The 20,063-nt window shown below is 38.1% G+C and carries 27 protein-coding genes; 13 read left to right on the forward strand and 14 right to left on the reverse strand.

Annotation, left to right across the window (positions count from 1 at the left end; all coding sequences use genetic code 11):
• Window positions 1-2: 2 nt before the first annotated feature.
• From P1K33_RS06235 to P1K33_RS06250, 4 genes are all read right to left on the reverse strand, one after another.
• Entirely contained in the window at window positions 3-470 is a 468-nt protein-coding gene (locus tag P1K33_RS06235) for a hypothetical protein (protein ID WP_284652051.1), read from the reverse strand.
• A 10-nt stretch (window positions 471-480) separates the two neighbouring features.
• The gene (murQ, locus tag P1K33_RS06240; protein ID WP_284652052.1) at window positions 481-1,296 is read right to left on the reverse strand and encodes an N-acetylmuramic acid 6-phosphate etherase; all 816 of its coding nucleotides are present in this window, start codon (window positions 1,294-1,296) and stop codon (window positions 481-483) included.
• A gap of 54 nt (window positions 1,297-1,350) precedes the next feature.
• Window positions 1,351-2,019 carry a ZIP family metal transporter gene (locus P1K33_RS06245; RefSeq protein ID WP_284652053.1) on the reverse strand — a complete coding sequence of 223 codons (669 nt, stop codon included), beginning with the start codon at window positions 2,017-2,019 and terminating at the stop codon, window positions 1,351-1,353.
• A gap of 84 nt (window positions 2,020-2,103) precedes the next feature.
• Window positions 2,104-2,847: a class I SAM-dependent methyltransferase gene (locus tag P1K33_RS06250; RefSeq protein WP_284652054.1), complete on the reverse strand. Its 744-nt coding sequence runs from the start codon at window positions 2,845-2,847 to the stop codon at window positions 2,104-2,106.
• A gap of 106 nt (window positions 2,848-2,953) precedes the next feature.
• On the opposite strand from P1K33_RS06250, the gene P1K33_RS06255 reads away from it, so the two are divergent.
• Window positions 2,954-4,120 carry a THUMP domain-containing class I SAM-dependent RNA methyltransferase gene (locus tag P1K33_RS06255; protein ID WP_284652055.1) on the forward strand — a complete coding sequence of 389 codons (1,167 nt, stop codon included), beginning with the start codon at window positions 2,954-2,956 and terminating at the stop codon, window positions 4,118-4,120.
• A 6-nt stretch (window positions 4,121-4,126) separates the two neighbouring features.
• On the opposite strand, the gene P1K33_RS06260 is transcribed toward P1K33_RS06255, so the two are convergent.
• From P1K33_RS06260 to P1K33_RS06280, 5 genes are all read right to left on the reverse strand, one after another.
• Window positions 4,127-4,537 (reverse strand): lipocalin-like domain-containing protein, encoded by a 411-nt coding sequence (locus P1K33_RS06260; protein ID WP_284652056.1) that lies wholly within the window; start codon window positions 4,535-4,537, stop codon window positions 4,127-4,129.
• A 187-nt stretch (window positions 4,538-4,724) separates the two neighbouring features.
• The gene (locus tag P1K33_RS06265; RefSeq protein WP_284652057.1) at window positions 4,725-4,973 is read right to left on the reverse strand and encodes a hypothetical protein; all 249 of its coding nucleotides are present in this window, start codon (window positions 4,971-4,973) and stop codon (window positions 4,725-4,727) included.
• Window positions 4,970-6,490 (reverse strand): TlpA family protein disulfide reductase, encoded by a 1,521-nt coding sequence (locus P1K33_RS06270; protein WP_284652058.1) that lies wholly within the window; start codon window positions 6,488-6,490, stop codon window positions 4,970-4,972. Before P1K33_RS06270 ends, P1K33_RS06265 begins: the two co-directional genes overlap by 4 nt.
• Before the next feature lie 136 nt (window positions 6,491-6,626).
• Entirely contained in the window at window positions 6,627-6,986 is a 360-nt protein-coding gene (locus P1K33_RS06275; RefSeq protein ID WP_284652059.1) for a hypothetical protein, read from the reverse strand.
• A gap of 146 nt (window positions 6,987-7,132) precedes the next feature.
• Window positions 7,133-7,345 (reverse strand): hypothetical protein, encoded by a 213-nt coding sequence (locus P1K33_RS06280; RefSeq protein ID WP_284652060.1) that lies wholly within the window; start codon window positions 7,343-7,345, stop codon window positions 7,133-7,135.
• Between the two features lie 112 nt (window positions 7,346-7,457).
• On the opposite strand from P1K33_RS06280, the gene P1K33_RS06285 reads away from it, so the two are divergent.
• Complete coding sequence (locus tag P1K33_RS06285) at window positions 7,458-7,688, forward strand: hypothetical protein (RefSeq protein WP_284652061.1); 231 nt, start codon at window positions 7,458-7,460, stop codon at window positions 7,686-7,688.
• Here the strand turns inward: P1K33_RS06285 and P1K33_RS06290 are convergent, their stop codons facing one another.
• From P1K33_RS06290 to rlmD, 3 genes are all read right to left on the reverse strand, one after another.
• On the reverse strand, window positions 7,689-8,453 hold the full coding sequence (locus P1K33_RS06290; RefSeq protein ID WP_284652062.1) for a DUF6048 family protein: 765 nt from the start codon (window positions 8,451-8,453) through the stop codon (window positions 7,689-7,691). It lies immediately after the preceding gene.
• Window positions 8,425-8,922 (reverse strand): DUF6452 family protein, encoded by a 498-nt coding sequence (locus P1K33_RS06295; protein WP_284652063.1) that lies wholly within the window; start codon window positions 8,920-8,922, stop codon window positions 8,425-8,427. Before P1K33_RS06295 ends, P1K33_RS06290 begins: the two co-directional genes overlap by 29 nt.
• 75 nt (window positions 8,923-8,997) lie before the next feature.
• Window positions 8,998-10,416: a 23S rRNA (uracil(1939)-C(5))-methyltransferase RlmD gene (rlmD, locus tag P1K33_RS06300; RefSeq protein ID WP_284652064.1), complete on the reverse strand. Its 1,419-nt coding sequence runs from the start codon at window positions 10,414-10,416 to the stop codon at window positions 8,998-9,000.
• 76 nt (window positions 10,417-10,492) lie between these two features.
• On the opposite strand from rlmD, the gene P1K33_RS06305 reads away from it, so the two are divergent.
• The 6 genes from P1K33_RS06305 to P1K33_RS06330 all read left to right on the forward strand — a co-directional run bounded on the left by P1K33_RS06305 (window position 10,493) and on the right by P1K33_RS06330 (window position 14,527).
• Window positions 10,493-11,041 (forward strand): DUF1697 domain-containing protein, encoded by a 549-nt coding sequence (locus tag P1K33_RS06305; RefSeq protein ID WP_284652065.1) that lies wholly within the window; start codon window positions 10,493-10,495, stop codon window positions 11,039-11,041.
• 29 nt (window positions 11,042-11,070) lie between these two features.
• Window positions 11,071-11,772, forward strand: coding sequence for a DUF1003 domain-containing protein (locus P1K33_RS06310; protein ID WP_284652066.1), 702 nt, complete (start codon window positions 11,071-11,073; stop codon window positions 11,770-11,772).
• 112 nt (window positions 11,773-11,884) lie between these two features.
• Window positions 11,885-13,129, forward strand: coding sequence for an ornithine--oxo-acid transaminase (gene rocD / locus P1K33_RS06315; RefSeq protein ID WP_284652067.1), 1,245 nt, complete (start codon window positions 11,885-11,887; stop codon window positions 13,127-13,129).
• Between the two features lie 132 nt (window positions 13,130-13,261).
• Window positions 13,262-13,741 carry a DUF5362 family protein gene (locus P1K33_RS06320; protein ID WP_284652068.1) on the forward strand — a complete coding sequence of 160 codons (480 nt, stop codon included), beginning with the start codon at window positions 13,262-13,264 and terminating at the stop codon, window positions 13,739-13,741.
• 62 nt (window positions 13,742-13,803) lie between these two features.
• Window positions 13,804-13,995, forward strand: a complete 192-nt coding sequence (locus P1K33_RS06325; protein WP_284652069.1) for a hypothetical protein — start codon at window positions 13,804-13,806, stop codon at window positions 13,993-13,995.
• On the forward strand, window positions 13,985-14,527 hold the full coding sequence (locus tag P1K33_RS06330) for a DUF8465 domain-containing protein (protein ID WP_284652070.1): 543 nt from the start codon (window positions 13,985-13,987) through the stop codon (window positions 14,525-14,527). Before P1K33_RS06325 ends, P1K33_RS06330 begins: the two co-directional genes overlap by 11 nt.
• Window positions 14,528-14,608: 81 nt before the next feature.
• Here P1K33_RS06330 and P1K33_RS06335 read toward each other — a convergent pair whose 3' ends face one another.
• Complete coding sequence (locus P1K33_RS06335; protein ID WP_284652071.1) at window positions 14,609-14,980, reverse strand: hypothetical protein; 372 nt, start codon at window positions 14,978-14,980, stop codon at window positions 14,609-14,611.
• A 302-nt stretch (window positions 14,981-15,282) separates the two neighbouring features.
• On the opposite strand from P1K33_RS06335, the gene P1K33_RS06340 reads away from it, so the two are divergent.
• The 4 genes from P1K33_RS06340 to P1K33_RS06355 all read left to right on the forward strand — a co-directional run bounded on the left by P1K33_RS06340 (window position 15,283) and on the right by P1K33_RS06355 (window position 18,115).
• Window positions 15,283-15,615, forward strand: coding sequence for a ribonuclease Z (locus P1K33_RS06340; protein WP_284652072.1), 333 nt, complete (start codon window positions 15,283-15,285; stop codon window positions 15,613-15,615).
• A 6-nt stretch (window positions 15,616-15,621) separates the two neighbouring features.
• Window positions 15,622-16,530 (forward strand): ribonuclease Z, encoded by a 909-nt coding sequence (locus P1K33_RS06345; protein WP_284652073.1) that lies wholly within the window; start codon window positions 15,622-15,624, stop codon window positions 16,528-16,530.
• Between the two features lie 121 nt (window positions 16,531-16,651).
• Window positions 16,652-17,296, forward strand: a complete 645-nt coding sequence (gene pdxH, locus P1K33_RS06350) for a pyridoxamine 5'-phosphate oxidase (protein ID WP_284652074.1) — start codon at window positions 16,652-16,654, stop codon at window positions 17,294-17,296.
• A 324-nt stretch (window positions 17,297-17,620) separates the two neighbouring features.
• Window positions 17,621-18,115, forward strand: a complete 495-nt coding sequence (locus tag P1K33_RS06355; protein WP_284652075.1) for a CAP domain-containing protein — start codon at window positions 17,621-17,623, stop codon at window positions 18,113-18,115.
• Window positions 18,116-18,202: 87 nt separating this feature from the next.
• Here the strand turns inward: P1K33_RS06355 and fumC are convergent, their stop codons facing one another.
• Window positions 18,203-19,588, reverse strand: coding sequence for a class II fumarate hydratase (gene fumC / locus P1K33_RS06360; RefSeq protein WP_284652076.1), 1,386 nt, complete (start codon window positions 19,586-19,588; stop codon window positions 18,203-18,205).
• Between the two features lie 260 nt (window positions 19,589-19,848).
• On the opposite strand from fumC, the gene P1K33_RS06365 reads away from it, so the two are divergent.
• Window positions 19,849-20,022 (forward strand): hypothetical protein, encoded by a 174-nt coding sequence (locus P1K33_RS06365; RefSeq protein ID WP_171223207.1) that lies wholly within the window; start codon window positions 19,849-19,851, stop codon window positions 20,020-20,022.
• Window positions 20,023-20,063: the final 41 nt, after the last annotated feature.

Raw genomic sequence — 20,063 nt, forward strand, 5'->3', positions numbered from 1 at the left:
ACTTAAAATTTTATTTGCACTCCAAAACCATTCTGATTGGAAATAGCGTTGAATTCATACGTGTTGTTTGAAGCGCCTAAGGTATTTTCCTTGTGTTCGGAATTATAGAGCTTAACAGCTTCTTCATATCGTTTCTTTCTTCCCATAAGTATCGGAATGGAAATCGCCATCGAACCCAATCCGGCGTAAGTCATTACCGTTGGGTATTCCTTATCGGAAAACAAACCAATGGCTAAATCGCCAACGGTTAATCCAACACCAAAGCCAAATAAAAAGCCACCCAAAGCTTCTTTGGATTTGGCTTGTTTGTACAACATTGCGGCTTTGACATTGGTGGCCAGTAAGGTTCTGGCTTCCCGGCTGTCAATGCGGTTTCCTTTCAGGTAGAATTTTCCTCTTTCTACCGTCATTGGTTGTGCATAGGAAAGCAAAGAGAAGAACAGTATGGCTAAGGCTATGATTTTTTTCATCTGTATGATTTTATAACTTTTTATAATGGTCAACCGCTTTTCTAACGCTTCCGTGTTTTTCAAGTAATTCAGCAGCTTCTTCATAACTTACCGGAATTTCACCCATAATCATTCGCACACCGCGATCCACGAGTTTTACATTACTCAATTGCATATCGACCATTTTGTTGCCTTTAACACGACCCAATTGAATCATCGTCGTAGTAGAAATCATATTTAAAACCAATTTTTGTGCGGTTCCGGCTTTCATACGTGAACTTCCGGTCACGAATTCAGGGCCAACGACAACAACTATAGGGAATTGTGCGGTTAACGCTAACGGACTTCCTTCGTTACAGGTAATGCAGCCAGTGATGATATTATTTTCATGGCATTTCTCTAAACCGCCAATCACATAAGGCGTTGTGCCCGAAGCAGCGATGCCAATCACGACGTCATTTTCGGATATATTTTCAGCAACCAAATCTTTCCAGGCTTGGGCTGCGTCATCTTCGGCAAATTCTACTGCTTTGCGAATGGCTTTATCGCCGCCGGCAATGATTCCGTTGACCAAATCAAACGGCACACCAAACGTTGGCGGACATTCTGAAGCATCAACAATGCCTAATCTTCCTGAAGTTCCGGCACCGATATAAAACAATCTGCCGCCGAGTTTCATTTTGGCTACAATTTGAGTAACCAAAGTTTCAATTTGCGGCAACGCTTTTTCTACCGCCAAAGGCACAGTTTTGTCTTCGTTATTGATATTGGCTAACAAGTCGCGAACCGACATTTGTTCGAGGCTTTCGTAGTGTGAGGATTGTTCTGTTGTTTTGGTGAAGTTCATTGTTATAGTGGCAAAGTTGTAAAGTCTCAAAGTTACAAAGTTTCGTTTAGATTTCTAGACAAAACACGCCAACAATATTCCTAAAATAATCATCGAAATCTTGGCGATATTGAATTTGTGTCCTTCGCTGCTTTCAAAGATAATCGTCGATGAAATATGAAACAGGATTCCAATGACAACGGCGGTGATTTCGGTGTAGTATTGTGTAATTGACGGTGCCGAATCGGAAATAAATGTTCCTAATGGCGTCATCACGGCGAAGGAAAGCATGAATACAAACAATACCGTTTTATTCAACTCTGCATTGAGGAAAAAAGTCGTTAAGATAATCGCAATAGGCAAGTGGTGAATCGCAATGCCATAGGCTAGATCGTGATGATTTCCAACGGGAAATCCTTCTAAAAAGGCATGAATACACAAGCTGATAAACAACAGCCATGGCATCTGACTGATCTTCCCGTGACCATGAACGTGTCCGTGTTCGGCGCCTTTAGAGAAAAACTCTAAAATGATTTGGAACAAAATTCCAACCATGATAAAAATCCCAACGTTATGATCGTGGCTTTCGTATACTTCCGGCAACAAATCCATCACGGTTAACGATAGTAAAAACGAACCGCTGAACGCCAGTAAAAGCTTTAGGTTGTTTTTCTTTTTGGGTTTAATGATTAATGCAATTGCATAACCCAAAAGCACTGATAATAAAGGAAGTATATAATTCATTCTTTATGTTAATCTGGTTATTCGGTTATTTGGTTATTTGTCAAAATCCTACGAATTAAACGAATTACCAAATCACCAAATAAACTACTTGAAAATCATTATTAATCTTTCGCTGGTATTTTTATGGAATTTCTTCAATTTATAATCCCCAAAAGTATCCAATAAATAAATGCCGGCTTCGTTCATCATGCGTTGGAAATCCTCAAGCGTATAGGCTTTTACCTTTTCTTCAAAATGAAAGGTTTGTCCATCGGCTTCAAAATCGATTTCCTTGATGATAAAATGGTCTGTATGCGAGCGCTTGATATGGAAAGTAATTCCATCTACTTCTTTGGTTTCTTCCGGAATCAAATTCTCCAATACCGTATAAACATTCATAAAGTCAATCACCGCAAAGCCATACTCAGACAAACTGTCTTTGATAGCAATCAAAGTCTGCAGATTGTCTTCTTCATTTTCAAAATACCCAAAGCTGGTAAACAAATTGAAAATGGCGTCAAACTTTTCTTCAAAAGGTTCGCGTTTGTCATGCACCACAAAATGCAAGGTTTCATTCGCATTCTTATTGGCTTCAGCGATGCTGTTTTCAGACAAATCGGCACCAATCACATCATAACCCAATTGGTTCAGATAGATGGAATGACGGCCTTTACCACAAGCCAAATCGAGGACTTTGGCTTTCTCGGGCAAGTTTAAATAATGGGTAAGATTGTCCATGAAGATTTGCGCTTCACGGTAATTTCGGTCTTTGTATAAAATGTGGTAATACGGTGTGTCAAACCAGGAAGCATACCAATTTTCGGATTTACAATTTGCAGTATCTGACATTTATTCTTTTCAAATGAATTCTTCACCCGCAAAATTAGTGTATTTTTGCCGAAGTAATCTCAGAAATCACTGAAATTGCTGTTCAAATTGCATATTGGTATTGAAAATGGAGAATTTTAAAATGGTCGCCAAAACCTTTTTTGGTTTTGAGGAAATATTGGTTAAGGAATTGCAACAATTAGGCGCACAGGATGTTGAAATCGGTACTCGTGCCGTGAGTTTTAAAGGTGATAAGGGTTTTATGTACAAAGCCAATTTGTCTTTGCGCACCGCATTGAAAATCCTAAAACCAATTTATCATTTCAGGGCTTTTAACGACCAAAGTTTATATAAAGGCATTCAAGGGATTGACTGGAGTAAGTATATGAATGCCAATCAGACTTTTGTGATTGATACTACGATTCACTCTGATCATTTCAAACATTCACAGTTTGTTTCCCAAAAGGCAAAAGATGCTATCGTGGATCAATTCCGTGAGAAAACCGGCGAACGTCCAAGCATTGACAAGGATTTTCCCGATTTAAGAATCAATATCCATATCGATCGTGACCAATGTTCGGTTTCACTGGATACTTCCGGTGCTTCGTTGCACCACAGAGGTTATAGAACGGCAACCAATATTGCACCAATCAATGAAGTTTTAGCAGCAGGAATGTTGTTGCTTTCGGGTTGGGATGGAAGCTCTGATTTTCTGGATCCAATGTGTGGTTCGGGAACGCTTTTGGCGGAAGCTGCTATGATTGCGTGTAATATTCCGGCAAACATTAATCGCAAGGAGTTTGCTTTTGAAAAATGGAATGATTGGGACAATGATTTGTTTGACCAGATTATCGATGCGTTGATGAAACGCACTAAAGAATTCCACCATAATATTATTGGTTACGACAAAGCGCCAAGTGCGGTTCAGAAAGCCAAAGACAATATTGTCAATGCTAATCTGGATGAATATGTAACGATTAGCCAGGCCAATTTCTTTGATACCAAAAAAGAAACGACCGGACCATTGCATATGGTTTTCAATCCGCCATATGGAGAACGTTTGGATATTGATTTGGAACGTTTTTACAGAGAACTGGGCGATACTTTAAAGAACAGTTACCCGAATACCAATGCCTGGTTTATTACAGCCAATTTGGAAGCCCTGAAGTTTGTTGGGTTAAGACCTTCACGCAAAATCAAGCTTTTCAACGGAAGCCTTGAAGCGCGTTTGGTGAAGTATGAAATGTATGAAGGCAGCAAACGTACTAAGTTTCAGAACACACAAGAAGAATAATAATAATTATCTGGAAAAAGTTTCGATGTGTGTGCCAACATGCGGTACCACAATCTTCCATCTTAGTATGGTTTCGGTCAGTTCCAAAATTTGATATTTGGTCACCGAATGACCATCAATGTTATTGTTCCAATTGATGATTAGGGTATTTTCCACAATATGAAATGCCCCGTTATCAATTACATCCGTATTGTTTTGTCCTTCATCCGTGTGAGTAAATTTGGCGAAAGTATCACTGGTAAATTCTGCGATGTCGTGAGAGTTTACTTCATCACCGTTAAGCTCACTTTTTTGGAGAATCCATTCGCCATATAATTTATTAATGTCAGCCGTTGCAGCATCATCTTCACAATCGGAATCTGAACAGGATAAAAGAAATAAAACAAATAGTTTTGGTAAAAGAAAGATTGTTCTCATAATGTCTCATTTTAAGTCTACAGCAAGTGCATCAATGCGTTTGAAATAAAGTCAAAACATAAACATTGTCTTTGGGATTGGATTTTAATTTATTGGCATCTAAGGTATATTTAAAAGACAAGGGTTGGTTTTGACCTTTAAATCAGATGATTAAAATTAAAAAAATATTCTAAATAATGAAAAAAAATTAACCGTTTCTTCTGGCGATTTCTTCCTTAATCTTTTTAATATTGGTAAAGTTTACAATCAGCATTGGTAAAAAAGCTAACGGTATAACAATAAATACATTAAAGCCATTTTTGAAAGTTAGGTAAATACCAATTGCAAACTGAAGTGCAATTACTGCAGCCAACATAATAGAAGCTGCTTTAGTAGTTTTAGCTCTTTTTTCGAGTTCTTCAATAGTTAAGGAAGAAAGTTCCGGTTCTTTTTTCATGATTTCAAGTTTTTTGCCTCGGTTTCTAAGGTTTTAATGATGTTTTTTACATTCGCCGCATCAATGCGTTTGGCTTTAATGACTTTATTTTTATCCAAAATATAAATCACCGGTGTAGTATAAACATCATAGGTTTCAATGGCATTGTTGTAATGTGCGCCATCATAAACATTAATCCATGGAAGCTTATTGTCGGCGATGTATTTTAAATATTTATCGCCTTCATGTTGCATATATACGCTATAGACTTTCACATCTTTTTTCTCCTGAATCATTTCATTATAAGCCTTGAGCAATATTGGGATTTCTTTTTGGCAGTGACCGCAATCAACATCCCAAAAAACCAGGATGGTATAATCGGCTTTGACATCACTCAGCTTGACAAACAGCTTGTTGATCTCGTTTACATTCTTGTAAAAGACTTTGGTCATTTCTTCACTGTTTTTGGCATCTTCAAAGCCCATGGCTTTCATCTTACTAAAATCTTCTGCCTTAATCATTGACAATTCAAGAGCTGTAGCGCCAATTAACAGCGGTTTTAATTTATCGGCACGTTTGATGATTCTTTGAACCACATCTTCGTCATCATAAATTCCTTTGGCTTTTCCTGTTTTGAAGTATTTGTCCGAAAGATGAACAAAGACTTTGTCAAATCCCATTACTTTTGAGGTTTCATAGGTATGGGTAAAATAGGCCAATAACAGTTTGAACATCAAACTTTCCGGTTTTGTCTTTAAGAGCATACGGTCAATTTCAACAGAAACAGTATCAGGATGCATCACAATAACCTGATCAAAGTAGGTTTTCACCTTACTGTACAAAAACGGATTGTTCATCATTGCGTCGTCTTTGAGATCTACATTTCTCCAAAAATTATTCTTGTAATATTGGTATTCAGCGTCAGCATCCGGTTTACCGTTTGCACCAATCGGAGTTTCCTTTAATTTCTTTTCAGTTTTTAAGTTGACAACATCAGCAATATAACTTCCTTTGTGTTGGGCAATGAAATTGGCTTCGTAGTCTACAATGCTTTGTTCGAGTTCTTTTTGCTTTTTGAGAAGTGCCAATGTGTCATTTTTGGTTGCCAAAACCTGTTGCTGTTTGTAGTTCATAAAGGCCATGTTTTGTGCGCCTAAGAATTTCAGGTAACTGAAAAATTCATTTTCCCTGACGGAATTTACAGCAACTAATTCTTTGGTGATATTTGGACCTGCTTCGCTTTGCAGTTGTAGGTTTTGGGTTTCATCATCGATGAAGAAATCAAAAAGCAATGATTTTTGTTGGCTTACCAATGAATAAATTCCTTTGCTTAACTTGTTTTTACCCTTAAAAACAACTCGTCCGTTTTTGATTGTGGTACAAGTGTCTTTTATCAAGGTCTTATCAAATCGATAGAAAGTCAGATAGGCTAAAGTGTCATTGTAATTTTTCAAATCAATGGTGATTTCATAACCCGATTGGGCAGTTGCATAAAATGAAGAGAAACAAAAAATAAAGGCTACGAGTAATTTCTTCATAAACTAACGCTTTGTATTTTTAGATATTCAAAAATAATCTATTTTTCAGATAAAAAACATGCCGATTTTTAAAGTTTCCTTAAAAAACAAAAACACCCGGGATTGGGTGTTTCTTTATTCAAAAATCCAGGAAGAATTAAAATTCATCAAAAAGCACGATGCCTTTTCTTTCCAGGTTGTTTTTTATGTTTAATTCCGATAAGTTGTATTGAACTGATAAATCGGCAATACTGATTCCTGAGAAAAACAACTCGACCAAAGTATCCAAGATGATAGGATTGATTTCATCATTGTCAACATATGCAGCATAACCATTCAATCCGGCCAAGCTTTTTTTCGATTTATGAAGCGTATCAATGATGACGTCAATATCGTTAGTTGGAAATTCAAAAACGTTGATTTGGGTGTTGTTTTGAGAAACTTGCTTAAGCACTATTGTCTTCGCGGCTTTCTTCTCATTTTTTAGATCAATACTGTAATTATAGACATTGCTCATAATAAGTAGGTTTTAAATTGTAAAATTGGGTTCGACAAAAATAACCAATTCAATTCTAAAACAAATGTTAATTAACAAAAACATCCCGACTAATACGAGCGAAAACAGCGTTTTATAGGCGAAAAGTTTTACAAATGGACATATTCCTACTTTTTTGCATGTGTCTCGATGTGATGTTGGAGTTGAGATTTCAACGTTTCGAGGTATTTTTTTAATTCAGTGGTGTGAATGACATCCGAAGTTACTTCACTGATTGTCAATGGTGTTTCGTTCAGGTATTTGTATAATTCCGGGTATTTGGTTTCTATTTCAGTGGTCAACTGAATAATGTCCTGCATAAGTTGATTGAGGGTTTTCATAGTGCATAAGGATAAGATTAAAATCAGGTTTTTGATACTATAAAATTACTAAAAATTGCCGATTTCACCATTTGAATATTTCAGTATCTTTGGCCCACAAAAAACAAACAAAATGACAAACAAGACTAAAGCCTTACTCTATAATCTTTTTGGCTTTGCAGTAATCTTTTTACTAGTACTTTTTATAATGAATATCTACTCAGGTTTAACCAATCTTTGGATGAAAATTACAGCATTTGTAATAAGTACGCTTTTGGCACCAAAATTCCAGGCCGTAAAAACCCGTGACGGAGATGTAATTTTTATGAAATGGATTTTTATAAAAGGAGTGAAGCAGCTTTAATTAGTTCTTCTTAGTTGCTTTTGCCTTTTTATCTGCTTTGGCTTTAGCCTTAACAGTGGATTTGTACAACGGAATAAAATAGGAAACCGTATAGTTAAATCCAACCCCGAAATCACCATTGTAGGTTCGGTTGAAACCCGGGATATAAAGGTTTTCAAAGTTATCTGGTTGCTTTTGCGTTATCATTCGATTCAATCGAAGGCTGAAACCCACAAAAACATTGTTGAATACTTCGGCTTTCATACCGGCTACGACTTCAATCCATTGCGCTGATAATCCGTTGTAAGGACGGTTAGGATAAACCGTTGGTGCCTCGCCAAAATATTGATTGTTAGGATCATAAAGCTGATAACTATTTAGCCTTTGGCTAAAACTGCTCACACCATAGCGCAATCCAATGGAAATGATATTTTCCATATCCAGCCAATTCTGATAACTGTTATAATCAAAACCTGCTTTTAGGTAAGTTCCTTTGGTGGTAAAATTCACCTGATCATCGTCAACCGTTTTGTCTTCGTTCCCGATTTCTGCAGCCAAATAATATTTGCGCGTTAACCGATAATCGCCAACCAATTCCAGTCCACGATAGTCTTCTTCGTAAAACGAACGGGTAAGCTTGAATAAATCAACACCAACACGTAAGCCATAACGCTCCATTTTGGGAGGAATGCTGTCTTTCTTAGCGGTCGTTTGTTGCTGTGCATTGCTTGTCAATGACAGCAATACCAGGGCTATACTAAAAGTAAATTTTGATATGTACTTCATTTTCAGTGTCAATGTTAGTGGTTTGTATGCTGATCGATTCTATCCATTCTAAATCAGGTGTGGCAGCATCGGTATGGACAACGCCACCCGGAGAGTTCAATTCAAAAATGGTTTTGAAACCACAAGCCCTGGAAACATAAACTTCATTACGTGCATAATTGAATTCTAAAAAATCTTGATTAGTTGCTGATGTAGTGCTGTTATTTGTCAAACTGTATTTGGTAGTTTCTGCATTAGTCTTAAGCGGTAGGTATATTTTACTTACGCCGGTAAAAACTCCTAAGTCTATTCCACCTACTGATCCTTCACCATTTACTTTTAAGTTGGTTACATTTTTTAAATCGGCCGGGTTTGAGGCATTGTAAAATTCCAAAACCAAGCGTGGCGTGGTATCATCCACACAAATATCGTCTTTCTCACAACCGGAGAATGAAATGGCGATTAATAACAGTAACAGTATTTTTTTCATAGGTTTATATCTTTCAATTATGCTTGCCAACGCGCCGCCTGGCCTCTTCGCTAAAACAGTCCACAGGACTGTTTTTTAACGCTCGCGCCTCTCCAAAAGTACAACATTTTCCACGTGATGGGTTTGCGGAAACATATCCACAGGACGCACTCGCGTTACTTTGTATTGTTCATCCATCAAAGCTAAGTCGCGGGCTTGTGTCGCAGAGTTACAGCTGACATACACCACTTTCTCCGGTGCGATTTTCAGGATTTGTTCTACGACATCTTTGTGCATTCCGTCACGCGGCGGATCGGTGATAATCACATCCGGATGGCCGTGTTGCGCAATGAACTCATCGTTGAATACGTTTTTCATGTCGCCCACATAGAACTCACAATTGGTGATGCTGTTGCGTTTGGCATTTTCCTTTGCGTCAAAAATAGCTTCAGGAACGGCTTCCACACCAATTACTTTTTTGGCCTGTTTGGAAACGAATTGGGCAATGGTTCCGGTTCCGGTATATAAATCGTAAACCGTTTCATTTCCGGTTAATCCGGCAAATTCACGGGTGATTTTGTATAATTCGTAGGCTTGATCTGAATTGGTTTGATAAAACGATTTGGCATTGATGCTAAAGTGCAAGCCTTCCATTTCTTCCAAAATATAATCTCTGCCTTTGAACAACTTAATGTCCTGGTCATACAAAGTATCGTTGGCTTTACCATTAATCACATATTGTAGAGACGTAATTTGCGGAAACGTTGCGTGGATGTGGTTCAATAACAATTCGCGTTGGGCTTTGTTTTCTTTGTAAAACTGAATCAAGACCATAATTTCTCCGGTAGAAGCGGTGCGAATCATCAACGTACGCAACAAACCTTCGTGGTTTCTGGCATTGAAGAACTCCAATTCGTTTTCATTGGCAAAACGCTTGATTTCATTACGAATCGCATTCGATGGATCTTCCTGTAAATGACATTTTTCAATGTCTAATATTTTGTCCCACATTCTTGGAATATGGAAACCCAAAGCATTTTTGTTGTCAAATTCCACACCCGACTGGATTTCAGCATCGGTCATCCAACGTGTGTCGGAGAAGCCGAATTCCATTTTGTTGCGGTAAAAGAATTGCTTTTCCGAACCTAAAATCGGTTCAAAGGCTGGCAATTCAATTTTACCAATGCGTTTCAGGTTATTGAAAACTTCCTGGTTTTTGTAAAACAACTGTTTGTTATAATTCATATTCTGCCATTTGCAACCGCCGCAGGCACCAAAGTGCTGGCAAACCGGTTCCACACGGTCTTTGGAATACTCATGAAATTTAATGGCTTTGCCTTCAAAATAGGCTTTTCTTTTCTTAAGCGTTTGCACATCAACCACATCGCCGGGAACGACATTGGGTATAAAAATGACTTGGCCTTCAGGTGCTTTAGCGACCGATACGCCTTTGGCACCGGCATCTAAAACGGTAATCTTTTCAAAAATGACTTTGTTGGTTTGTTTTCTTCCCATAGCGCAAAAATAAACTATTGGTTAAAACTTAAATGGGATTTAAGAAAAAAATATAAATTAGTAGAAAAATATCAAGATGCACACTCACTTAGCCCTTCTCCGCGGTATCAATGTCTCCGGACACAAAATGATTAACATGGTCGCTTTGAAAAAAGCGCTCGAAGGCATTGGCTTTACCAATGTGGTGACCTATATCCAATCGGGGAATGTGTTTGTGGATACCGAAGAAGAAAGTCCGGGGAAAGTTGGTTTCCTCATTAAGCAGGAGATTTTCAAGGAGTTTGGTCATGACGTTCCGGTGATTGTCATTGGTAAGGAAGATTTGGCTGCTTGTTTGGAGCGCAATCTATTCCTCAACGAAGAAGGCGTCGATTTGAAAAAGCTTTATGTTTCCTTTATCTCTTCGGAACTGCCGGAAAATATGATTACCCAACTCAACTTAAATTTTATCAAACCCGACGAAATCCAGCTCGATGGCAAACGAATCTATCTCAAATATGACATCTCTCCCGCCAAAACCAGACTGGACAACAAATGGATAGAAAAGAGCATGAACGTGGTTTCTACCACACGCAATTGGAATACCGTTAATACTTTGCTCAAAATGTTTGAAGAGCGCGAATAGTCGTAAATTAGCTGATAAATAAAACCTGCATGAATTCAAAAGCCACTTTTAAAAGCGTTATTTCAGGAGAAGAATTTCCGGAACACGAGAGAGTTTGGGGAAAATCAATCCGCACCGGAATTTTTGATTTAATCAAGAAAGACCATCCCGATTTTACCAATGACGGTTGCATTGCCAATAGCGAACTCAACGTATATCGGGAGAAATACATTGCCCAGTTCCTGCAATCGGAAGTCGGCGAGTTGACCGATTTGCATAAAAACGTAATCAAGTCATTGACAGCGGATAAGTCTTTTGTTTCTAAAGTAGAAGACGAACCCGATAACCGTACTTTCGGGCAAATGATAGCCGATAAAGTAGCCGATTTTGGCGGAAGCTGGACGTTTATCATTTCGTTCTTTATTTTTATTATGATTTGGATTGGTTTCAATGTGTATCTTTTGATGAACAAAGGTTTTGATCCGTATCCTTTTATTTTATTGAATTTGATTTTGTCCTGTTTGGCAGCTCTGCAAGCGCCAGTCATTATGATGAGCCAAAACCGCCAGGAAGAAAAAGACCGCGAACGGGCGAAGAAGGATTATATGATTAACCTTAAATCGGAACTCGAAATCAGGATGCTTGATGAGAAACTCGATCACTTAATCATGCACCAACAACAGGAACTGATTGAGATTCAGAAAGTGCAGATTGAAATGATGAATGATATCTTGGAAAAGATTAAAAAATAATTCGCAATTAAATTATACTTTTGCCAAATACATGGATGATTTCTCTCCAAAAGAAGGAATAACGGTTTAAATAATTAATCTGCAGTGAGAGTAGATTAAAATTCAAATTACAATGTCAGTTTTAGAAAAATTAACTTCAGCAGATGCCATTGCATTAGAAAACAAGTATGGAGCCCACAATTATCACCCATTACCAGTCGTACTCAACAGAGGAGAAGGAGTTTACGTTTGGGATGTGGAAGGCAAAAAATATTATGATTTCCTTTCGGCTTATTCTGCCGTAAACCAAGGCCATTGCCACCCGAAAATTGTTGGTGCCATGATGGAACAGGCACAAACATTAACCCTTACTTCGCGTGCTTTTTACAATGATAAATTAGGTGTTTATGAAGAGTTCATTACCAAGTATTTTGGTTTTGATAAAGTATTGCCGATGAATACCGGTGCCGAAGCAGTGGAAACCGCTTTGAAATTGTGTAGAAAATGGGCTTATGAGAAAAAAGGTATTCATGAAAATGAAGCACAGATTATTGTTTGTGAGGGTAACTTCCACGGAAGAACGACTACGATTATTTCGTTTTCCAATGATGAAAATGCGCGTAAAAACTTCGGTCCATATACAGCCGGATTTATCAAAATAGCATACGATGATTTAGACGCGTTGGAGAAAGCAATCACGTCATCCAAAAATATTGCCGGTTTCTTAGTGGAACCAATTCAGGGTGAGGCAGGCGTTTATGTACCAAGCGAAGGTTATTTGGCGAAAGCCAAAGCTTTGTGTGAGGACCACAACGTATTGTTCATTGCAGACGAAGTGCAAACAGGCATTGCCCGCACAGGTCAGTTACTAGCCGTGCATCATGAGAATGTGCAGCCCGATATTTTAATCTTAGGAAAAGCCATTTCAGGTGGTGTTTATCCGGTTTCTGCGGTTTTAGCCAATGATGCCATCATGAATGTAATCAAACCGGGACAACACGGTTCTACCTTTGGCGGAAATCCAGTGGCAGCGGCTGTTGCCATTGCAGCTTTGGAAGTGGTAAAAGACGAAAAACTGGCCGAAAATGCAGAGCGATTAGGACAACTTTTCCGTTCGGAATTGGCCAAATACATCGAAACCTCAAACGTAGCTACTGTAGTCCGCGGAAAAGGATTGCTTAATGCTGTGGTCATCAATGACACGGAAGAAAGTGAAACGGCCTGGAATATCTGTATGAAATTGGCAGAGAATGGTTTGTTAGCCAAACCAACACATGGCAACATTATTCGTTTTGCACCGCCATTAGTGATGAATGAAGAACAATTGTTAGATTGTGTTTCCATCATTATCAAGACTTTAAAGCAATTTGAAAAGTAATCAATTAACCAATTTATAAACCAACCTTTGATATTAAGAGGAGGAAGCCCAGTGGGCTTAAGGTACACGAGCTTTAGCTCGTAAAAAGCAGTATAAACCAAAAATTAATTTATAAACCAACCTTTTTTATTTATGGAAGACCAGGAAAAATTATCTTTAAATCATTTGGCTATTGAATCCTTACGAGTAAGCGGCAAGTGGTGTATGTTTTTAGCTATTGTAGGTTTTATTTTTATAGCATTAATGGTAGTAGCAGGAATCGGCATTACTGCTATTATGAGTGCCATGCCTACCGAATTACCAAACGATCCTTACAATCAAATGGGAATGCAAAATCCTGTCTTGGGCATGGGAGCTTGGTTTGGGGCAATATACATCATATTTGCTCTTGTTTATTTCTTTCCGGTTTACTACTTATTTAATTATGCCAAAGGAATCAAGCAAGCGTTGGATTTTCAAAATGCTGATACTTTAGCCAAAGCTCTGGAAAGTTTAAAGTCACACCATAAATTTTTGGGTATTTTCACCATTGTTATGATTGCGCTTTACATTGTTTTTATCATTGGATTTGCGGCCTTTGCTGCTTCCTTTGCCAGTAGCATGAGAATGTAAAAACTTTAAAATATAATTACTTTAAAACCGGCTATTCCAGTCGGTTTTTTTATTTTTGACAAATGAAAAAGCTAATCCTTCCTTTTATGATTGTGGCGATTATTGTTGGCTTGTATGAGCAAAGCAAAGCGCAGCCCAATCTCTATATTATGATTATCGCGATTGTCATCTTTATGTATGGCATGATGCGTCTGATGGCCAAAACACCAAGCAAACATTCAGAAACTGAAGAAGACAAAGAAGATGATAACTAAAGGCGATAAGGTTTCGGTATTGGATGATGCTATCGATGGCATAGTGGTTGAAATCAATGGCAACGAAGTAACGATTGAAACTACCGATGGTTTTAATCTTACGTTTAAAAGCCACGAACTGATTAAGATTGGAACCGGCAGCGATATGAATTTCAGCTTTAATAAAAGTCAGGTTATATCAGAAAAGGAAGTTTCCAAACCTAACTATACCAATACCGAGAAAAAGGCCAAAAAAGAAATTCCCGTTCCGGAGTTTGATTTGCACATCGAAAAATTGGTCAAAAGCCACAAATCGATGAGCAACTACGATATCCTGACGATACAAACCGAAACGGCCAAACGCCATATCGAATTTGCCATTCGAAACAGAATCCCTAAAATCGTATTCATTCACGGTGTAGGCGAAGGGATTTTAAAATCGGAACTCGACTTTATGCTCGGGCGATATGATAACATAAGCTTTCAGGATGCCAATTATCAGAAATACGGTTCAGGCGCAACAGAAGTTTATTTCAAGCAAAACTCAAAATAAAAAAAGTCCCGACTGGGTACCGGGACTTTTTCTTTAAAACTAACCAATTATATTTAATCCAAACTTAAACTCAAATTTTGATTAGGCAACACTGCTTTCTGAACTACTAACTTTTTTCAAAAGCGATCTGATTAAAACGCTGTTAGTATTGATACCAGAGTTGATTAAGGCTTTTTTGCTGAAGCTAACATTTGACTTGCTATCAGAAGAAGTTTTGTTAGTTCCCATAAACCATACTGCGAAATCCATTGAAGCAACTGTTTTCTCAGTAGCGATAACAATTGAATCATTTTTAGAAACTGAAACCTCAGTTGAAGTAGTATTTGCTACAGTAGTAGTTTTAACTTCCTGACCGAAAACACCATTGCTTGATAAAACCAATAATACGAATAAAACAAATAATCTAACGTTCGTTACATTTTTTTGAGCTACTGTGTTATTTGTTGTTGTCATAATAAGTGTTTTAGTTTCGTTGTTATTTCTTTGTCAAAACTACTTCAAGAGTATTCCCGACTGAAATTTTTTCGATAACTAACCTCAAAAGTCGTTTAATCGACAAAATCAATGAATTCAAGGGTTTTCAGCGTTTTTATCGTGCAGTTAATCTATAAAATGTTAAAAAAACGTGTATTTCACCGATGAAAAACCAAAAATTTCTATGAACTGCACACTCAAAATGACAAACCTTTGTTCAAATGCCAAAAAATGGCAAAATCTTCCTAAATTAGCTTCGTATTAAATTATTTACTTCACTAATGAAAGTCGAACAAAAAGGGCATACTACTATTATTAAAGACACCAATGGGGAAACTGCAGCGTTTTTAGACGTGCTGACCCGTGAGTATAACAGTTATAAGAATGACAATCTCATTTTGGATTTGTCCTATGACAAGAATCTAAAAATGGAAGATGTAAAATCCTTTACTGAATTAATCAAGCTCCACAAAAAACAAAAGAAATCAATAGTATTAGTGTCTGGCAGCATCAACTTTAATGCAGTGCCTAAGAGCATCACATTGGTACCAACCATACTGGAAGCGCATGATATTATCGAGATGGAAGAAATTGAGCGCGATTTAGGATTTTAAACCACTATGAAATTAACCATATTGGGTTGCTATGCAGCCACGCCACGAACCATAACCAATCCAACCGCACAAGTCCTGGAAATCCGCAACCGGATGTTCCTGATCGATTGCGGTGAAGGAACACAGGTGCAGCTGCGTAAAAACAAACTCAAGTTTTCCAAAATCAACCATATCTTCATTTCGCATTTGCACGGCGACCATTTCTATGGATTGGTCGGGTTGATATCTACCTTTATGTTATTGAACCGCCAAACCGATTTGCACGTCTACGGCCCGAAAGGGATTAAAGAGATTATCTTGTTACAGTTGCGTTATTCTAATTCGTTTACCGGTTACAATCTGTATTTCCATGAATTGGAATCCAAAGAAAGCGAAGTGGTGTTTGAAGATGAAAAAGTAATCGTCAAAACCATTCCGCTCAAACACCGCATTTATACCAATGGTTATCTGTTTCAGGAAAAACCCAAAGAACGCAAGCTTAATATAGAAGCTGTAGAATCTTATGATATCGACATGGTTTATTACCGAAAGATAAAATATGGAGGCGATATTACTTTGGATGATGGCAGAATCATTTCCAATGTCGAATTGACTTTTGACCCGGAGCCGACAAAAAGTTATGCTTTTTGCAGCGATACGATGTATGACGAAAGCATTATTCCTATAATTCAGGATGTTGATGTTTTGTACCACGAAACCACTTTCCTCGAATCGGAAGCTGACAAAGCCGAGAAAACGATGCACAGCACCGCCAAGGAAGCCGCTAAAATCGCCAAGCTGGCCAATGTGAAACAATTACTACTTGGGCACTACAGCACGCGTTACAGCAGCATTGAATTGTTCAAGACAGAAGCGGAAACCATTTTCCCGAATGTGCTTTTGGCCGATGATGGGAAAGTATTTGACTTTGATTAATTTTTGAAGCAGTTCCCGCTTTCCGCGCTACACGGTAGCTTGCTTCAATCGGGGCTAAAAGTAATCCTTATTTATATTCTAAAAAACTTAGTAACTTTACCACATACAAGCATACTATATAATGAAAGATCTAAGCAACTACCGAAAATCCTATGAAAAGAGCGAACTTCTGGAAACCAATATTCCCGAAGATCCTATCAATCTTTTCCACAAATGGTTCTACGAGATGGAAGAATTTGGTGGGGTAGAAGAAGTCAATGCCATGACAGTTGCCACAATCGGTTTGGATGGATTTCCAAAGAGTAGAGTAGTGCTGCTGAAAAAATTCAATGAAGAAGGTTTTATTTTCTATACGAATTACAATTCCGAAAAAGGAAAAGCCATACTCCATAATCCTCATGTTTGTTTGTCTTTCTTTTGGCACAGTATGGAACGCCAAGTGATCATTAAAGGCATAGCCGAAAAAACTTCTGAAATCATCTCGGATAATTATTTTGATTCCCGACCGGATGGCAGCAAGCTGGGAGCAATTGTTTCCTCACAAAGCGAAACCATTCCATCGAGGGAATACTTAGACAACAAACTAAAAGAGCTGGAAAAGGGATTTGAAGGCAAGCCAATCCCCAGACCGGATTATTGGGGTGGATTTTTAGTGCGCCCAACAGAAGTTGAATTCTGGCAGGGAAGACCGAATCGTTTGCACGATAGAATCAGATATAAGCTAAAAGAGGAATATGATTGGCAGATTGATAGGCTTTCTCCTTAAATAATATAAATAATGTTGAAAATTATGTAAACCACTCTTAGGAGTGGTTTTTTAGTTTTGTCCACAGACGATGTAAATCATCGATGAAATGCATTTAAGTAGGAAAATATCTTATAATAAGCATAAAAAAATGCATTTTATCGATTTTATTTGTGTTTTAATCGATGATTGCACTAATATTGTCTAACCAAATCAAACAATACGTTCTTAAAAATAAAATCTATAAAGTGTTTGCCCCACATCTACTTTATTAAAAACTGTCAATAATTAATCAAATAAAGTGTTTGCCCCACATCTACTTTATTAAAAACTTAACCTACTACTATGAAAGCAAAAATGTTTAGAGCATTGTTGCCGTTAGCAATCGTGTTCACTATGGTATCTTGTTCTTCTGACACAGAAGAATCTACTTCAGACAAGCAAGTTGTAACTACCTACAATTACAACGAAACAGAGTTAAAATTAGTAACGCTAATTAACAACTACCGTCAAAGTATCGGACTAAATACCCTTGAAGTGATCAATCATATCTCTTACAAATCGGAAGAGCATAACTTATATATGATTGATAACAATGTGTTCAACCACGATTATTTCCAACAACGTTCTGATAATTTGATCAGAGTATTAGGAGCGGAAAGAGTAGGCGAGAATATCGCTTATAACTATTTGACTGCTGAGAGTGTATTTGCGGCCTGGTTAAACAGCCCATCACACAAAGCAAACATTGAAGGTGACTACACGCACTTAGGAATATCAGTTACAACAAATCCGGACACCGGAAGAAAATATTACACTAACATGTTTATGAGAAAATAGTTTGATTATTGTTTTGTTTGATTTTGACAGATCTAAAAAACCCGTTTCCCCAAACGGGTTTTTTTAGTTTATATCCTGCCTAAAACTTTAAACCATATCCTCGGGTTTTACCCAGGCATCAAAGTCTTCTGCCGAAACATAGCCTAAACGAATGGCTTCTTCTTTTAAAGTCGTTCCGTTTTTATGTGCGGTTTGGGCAATTTCAGCGGCTTTGTAATAGCCGATTTTGGTATTTAGTGCCGTAACCAGCATCAATGAATTATCAACCAACTCTTTAATTCGTTTATAGTTGGGCTCAATGCCTTGTGCGCAATGTTCGTCAAAAGAAAGACAGGCATCACCAATCAATCGGGCTGATTGTAAAAAGTTGGCTGCCATTACCGGTTTAAAAACATTCAATTCATAATGGCCCTGCATACCGCCAACGGAAATCGCCACATCGTTGCCGATGACCTGAGCGCAAACCATCGTCAAAGCTTCGCATTGTGTAGGATTTACTTTTCCGGGCATGATAGAAGAACCGGGTTCATTTTCAGGAATCAGGATTTCCCCAATTCCGGAACGCGGACCGGAAGCCAGCATTCTGATATCGTTGGCAATTTTATTTAAGGAAACGGCCAATTGCTTTAATGCACCATGGGCTTCAACAATGGCGTCATGAGAAGCCAAAGCTTCAAATTTATTGGGTGCTGTTACAAAAGGATGGCCGGTAAATTGGGCAATGTATTCGGCTACTTTGACATCATAACCGGCTGGTGTGTTCAATCCTGTGCCGACGGCGGTTCCGCCTAAGGCGACTTCTGATAGATGGTCCAATGTATTTTTCAATGCTTTTAAGCCGTAGTTCAATTGGGCTACATAACCGGAAAGTTCTTGCCCCAAAGTCAATGGCGTAGCATCCATCAGGTGTGTTCTTCCGATTTTCACGACTTTGTTGTAGGCTTTCGCTTTGGTTTCTAAAGTATCGCGCAGTTTTTCCACTCCGGGAATGGTGGTTTCCACGACAGCTTTATAGCAGGCAATGTGCATTCCGGTTGGAAAAGTATCATTGGACGATTGCGATTTATTGACATCATCATTGGCCTTTACCACCGGTTCACCTTCGCCGATTTTGAACCCGGCTAAAACTTGCGCTCGATTGGCAATCACTTCGTTGACATTCATATTGCTTTGTGTACCCGAACCGGTTTGCCAAATGACTAGCGGAAATTGGTCGTCCAACTTTCCGGCTAAGATTTCGTCACACACCTGGGCAATGGCATCGCGCTTTTCGGTAGAAAGCACACCTAAATCACAATTGGCATAAGCAGCGGCTTTTTTTAAATAAGCAAAACCTTCAATAATTTCTTTGGGCATGGATGCCGCCGGACCGATTTTGAAATTATTTCGGGAACGTTCGGTTTGCGCGCCCCAATATTTATCGGCAGGCACTTGAACCTCTCCCATTGTATCTTTTTCTATTCTAAATTCCATATTTAAAGGATAAATTATTAGTAATGTGAAGCCTAGCCCGGATGGTAGTGAAAATCCTTTTTGTTGCTTAGTAGAAAATTCCCTTCGACTGCGCTCAGGGTGACAAAGCAATAAAAAGATTGTAACGGACAGCCGGAAATAGCTCCTTAAAATTACGGCAAAAAATGTGGATAAACTATTTAATAAAAAAGGTTTTGTTTTTTGGTAGGCTTAATTATTACTCATACATTTGCGTATAATTCAAAAAAATTCCGGAAAACATGTTTGAATTTCAACAGTATTTAGGTTTCTTAGCTTTCTTGACCATCTTAACGATTGGTTTTTGGCTGATGATTTTCTTAATCACTTTCATCGTTCCTTATTGGATTTTTGGTGGTGTTAAAGAATTATTGGCAGAAAGAAAAGCACAAAAAGAAGCCGAACAAACAGCCTAGTTCTGTACTAGATGTTCCATAAAAAAGCCCCGAATTTCGGG

The sequence above is a fragment of the Flavobacterium terrisoli genome (assembly GCF_030167905.1).
Lineage (GTDB): Bacteria > Bacteroidota > Bacteroidia > Flavobacteriales > Flavobacteriaceae > Flavobacterium > Flavobacterium terrisoli.

Bases quoted from the DNA above. Each gene is read 5' to 3' on its own strand.
- P1K33_RS06235 (WP_284652051.1), bottom strand. From the start codon at position 470: ATGAAAAAAATCATAGCCTTAGCCATACTGTTCTTCTCTTTGCTTTCC.
- murQ (WP_284652052.1), bottom strand. From the start codon at position 1,296: ATGAACTTCACCAAAACAACAGAACAATCCTCACACTACGAAAGCCTC.
- P1K33_RS06245 (WP_284652053.1), bottom strand. From the start codon at position 2,019: ATGAATTATATACTTCCTTTATTATCAGTGCTTTTGGGTTATGCAATT.
- P1K33_RS06250 (WP_284652054.1), bottom strand. From the start codon at position 2,847: ATGTCAGATACTGCAAATTGTAAATCCGAAAATTGGTATGCTTCCTGG.
- P1K33_RS06255 (WP_284652055.1), top strand. From the start codon at position 2,954: ATGGAGAATTTTAAAATGGTCGCCAAAACCTTTTTTGGTTTTGAGGAA.
- P1K33_RS06260 (WP_284652056.1), bottom strand. From the start codon at position 4,537: ATGAGAACAATCTTTCTTTTACCAAAACTATTTGTTTTATTTCTTTTA.
- P1K33_RS06265 (WP_284652057.1), bottom strand. From the start codon at position 4,973: ATGAAAAAAGAACCGGAACTTTCTTCCTTAACTATTGAAGAACTCGAA.
- P1K33_RS06270 (WP_284652058.1), bottom strand. From the start codon at position 6,490: ATGAAGAAATTACTCGTAGCCTTTATTTTTTGTTTCTCTTCATTTTAT.
- P1K33_RS06275 (WP_284652059.1), bottom strand. From the start codon at position 6,986: ATGAGCAATGTCTATAATTACAGTATTGATCTAAAAAATGAGAAGAAA.
- P1K33_RS06280 (WP_284652060.1), bottom strand. From the start codon at position 7,345: ATGAAAACCCTCAATCAACTTATGCAGGACATTATTCAGTTGACCACT.
- P1K33_RS06285 (WP_284652061.1), top strand. From the start codon at position 7,458: ATGACAAACAAGACTAAAGCCTTACTCTATAATCTTTTTGGCTTTGCA.
- P1K33_RS06290 (WP_284652062.1), bottom strand. From the start codon at position 8,453: ATGAAGTACATATCAAAATTTACTTTTAGTATAGCCCTGGTATTGCTG.
- P1K33_RS06295 (WP_284652063.1), bottom strand. From the start codon at position 8,922: ATGAAAAAAATACTGTTACTGTTATTAATCGCCATTTCATTCTCCGGT.
- rlmD (WP_284652064.1), bottom strand. From the start codon at position 10,416: ATGGGAAGAAAACAAACCAACAAAGTCATTTTTGAAAAGATTACCGTT.
- P1K33_RS06305 (WP_284652065.1), top strand. From the start codon at position 10,493: ATGCACACTCACTTAGCCCTTCTCCGCGGTATCAATGTCTCCGGACAC.
- P1K33_RS06310 (WP_284652066.1), top strand. From the start codon at position 11,071: ATGAATTCAAAAGCCACTTTTAAAAGCGTTATTTCAGGAGAAGAATTT.
- rocD (WP_284652067.1), top strand. From the start codon at position 11,885: ATGTCAGTTTTAGAAAAATTAACTTCAGCAGATGCCATTGCATTAGAA.
- P1K33_RS06320 (WP_284652068.1), top strand. From the start codon at position 13,262: ATGGAAGACCAGGAAAAATTATCTTTAAATCATTTGGCTATTGAATCC.
- P1K33_RS06325 (WP_284652069.1), top strand. From the start codon at position 13,804: ATGAAAAAGCTAATCCTTCCTTTTATGATTGTGGCGATTATTGTTGGC.
- P1K33_RS06330 (WP_284652070.1), top strand. From the start codon at position 13,985: ATGATAACTAAAGGCGATAAGGTTTCGGTATTGGATGATGCTATCGAT.
- P1K33_RS06335 (WP_284652071.1), bottom strand. From the start codon at position 14,980: ATGACAACAACAAATAACACAGTAGCTCAAAAAAATGTAACGAACGTT.
- P1K33_RS06340 (WP_284652072.1), top strand. From the start codon at position 15,283: ATGAAAGTCGAACAAAAAGGGCATACTACTATTATTAAAGACACCAAT.
- P1K33_RS06345 (WP_284652073.1), top strand. From the start codon at position 15,622: ATGAAATTAACCATATTGGGTTGCTATGCAGCCACGCCACGAACCATA.
- pdxH (WP_284652074.1), top strand. From the start codon at position 16,652: ATGAAAGATCTAAGCAACTACCGAAAATCCTATGAAAAGAGCGAACTT.
- P1K33_RS06355 (WP_284652075.1), top strand. From the start codon at position 17,621: ATGAAAGCAAAAATGTTTAGAGCATTGTTGCCGTTAGCAATCGTGTTC.
- fumC (WP_284652076.1), bottom strand. From the start codon at position 19,588: ATGGAATTTAGAATAGAAAAAGATACAATGGGAGAGGTTCAAGTGCCT.
- P1K33_RS06365 (WP_171223207.1), top strand. From the start codon at position 19,849: ATGTTTGAATTTCAACAGTATTTAGGTTTCTTAGCTTTCTTGACCATC.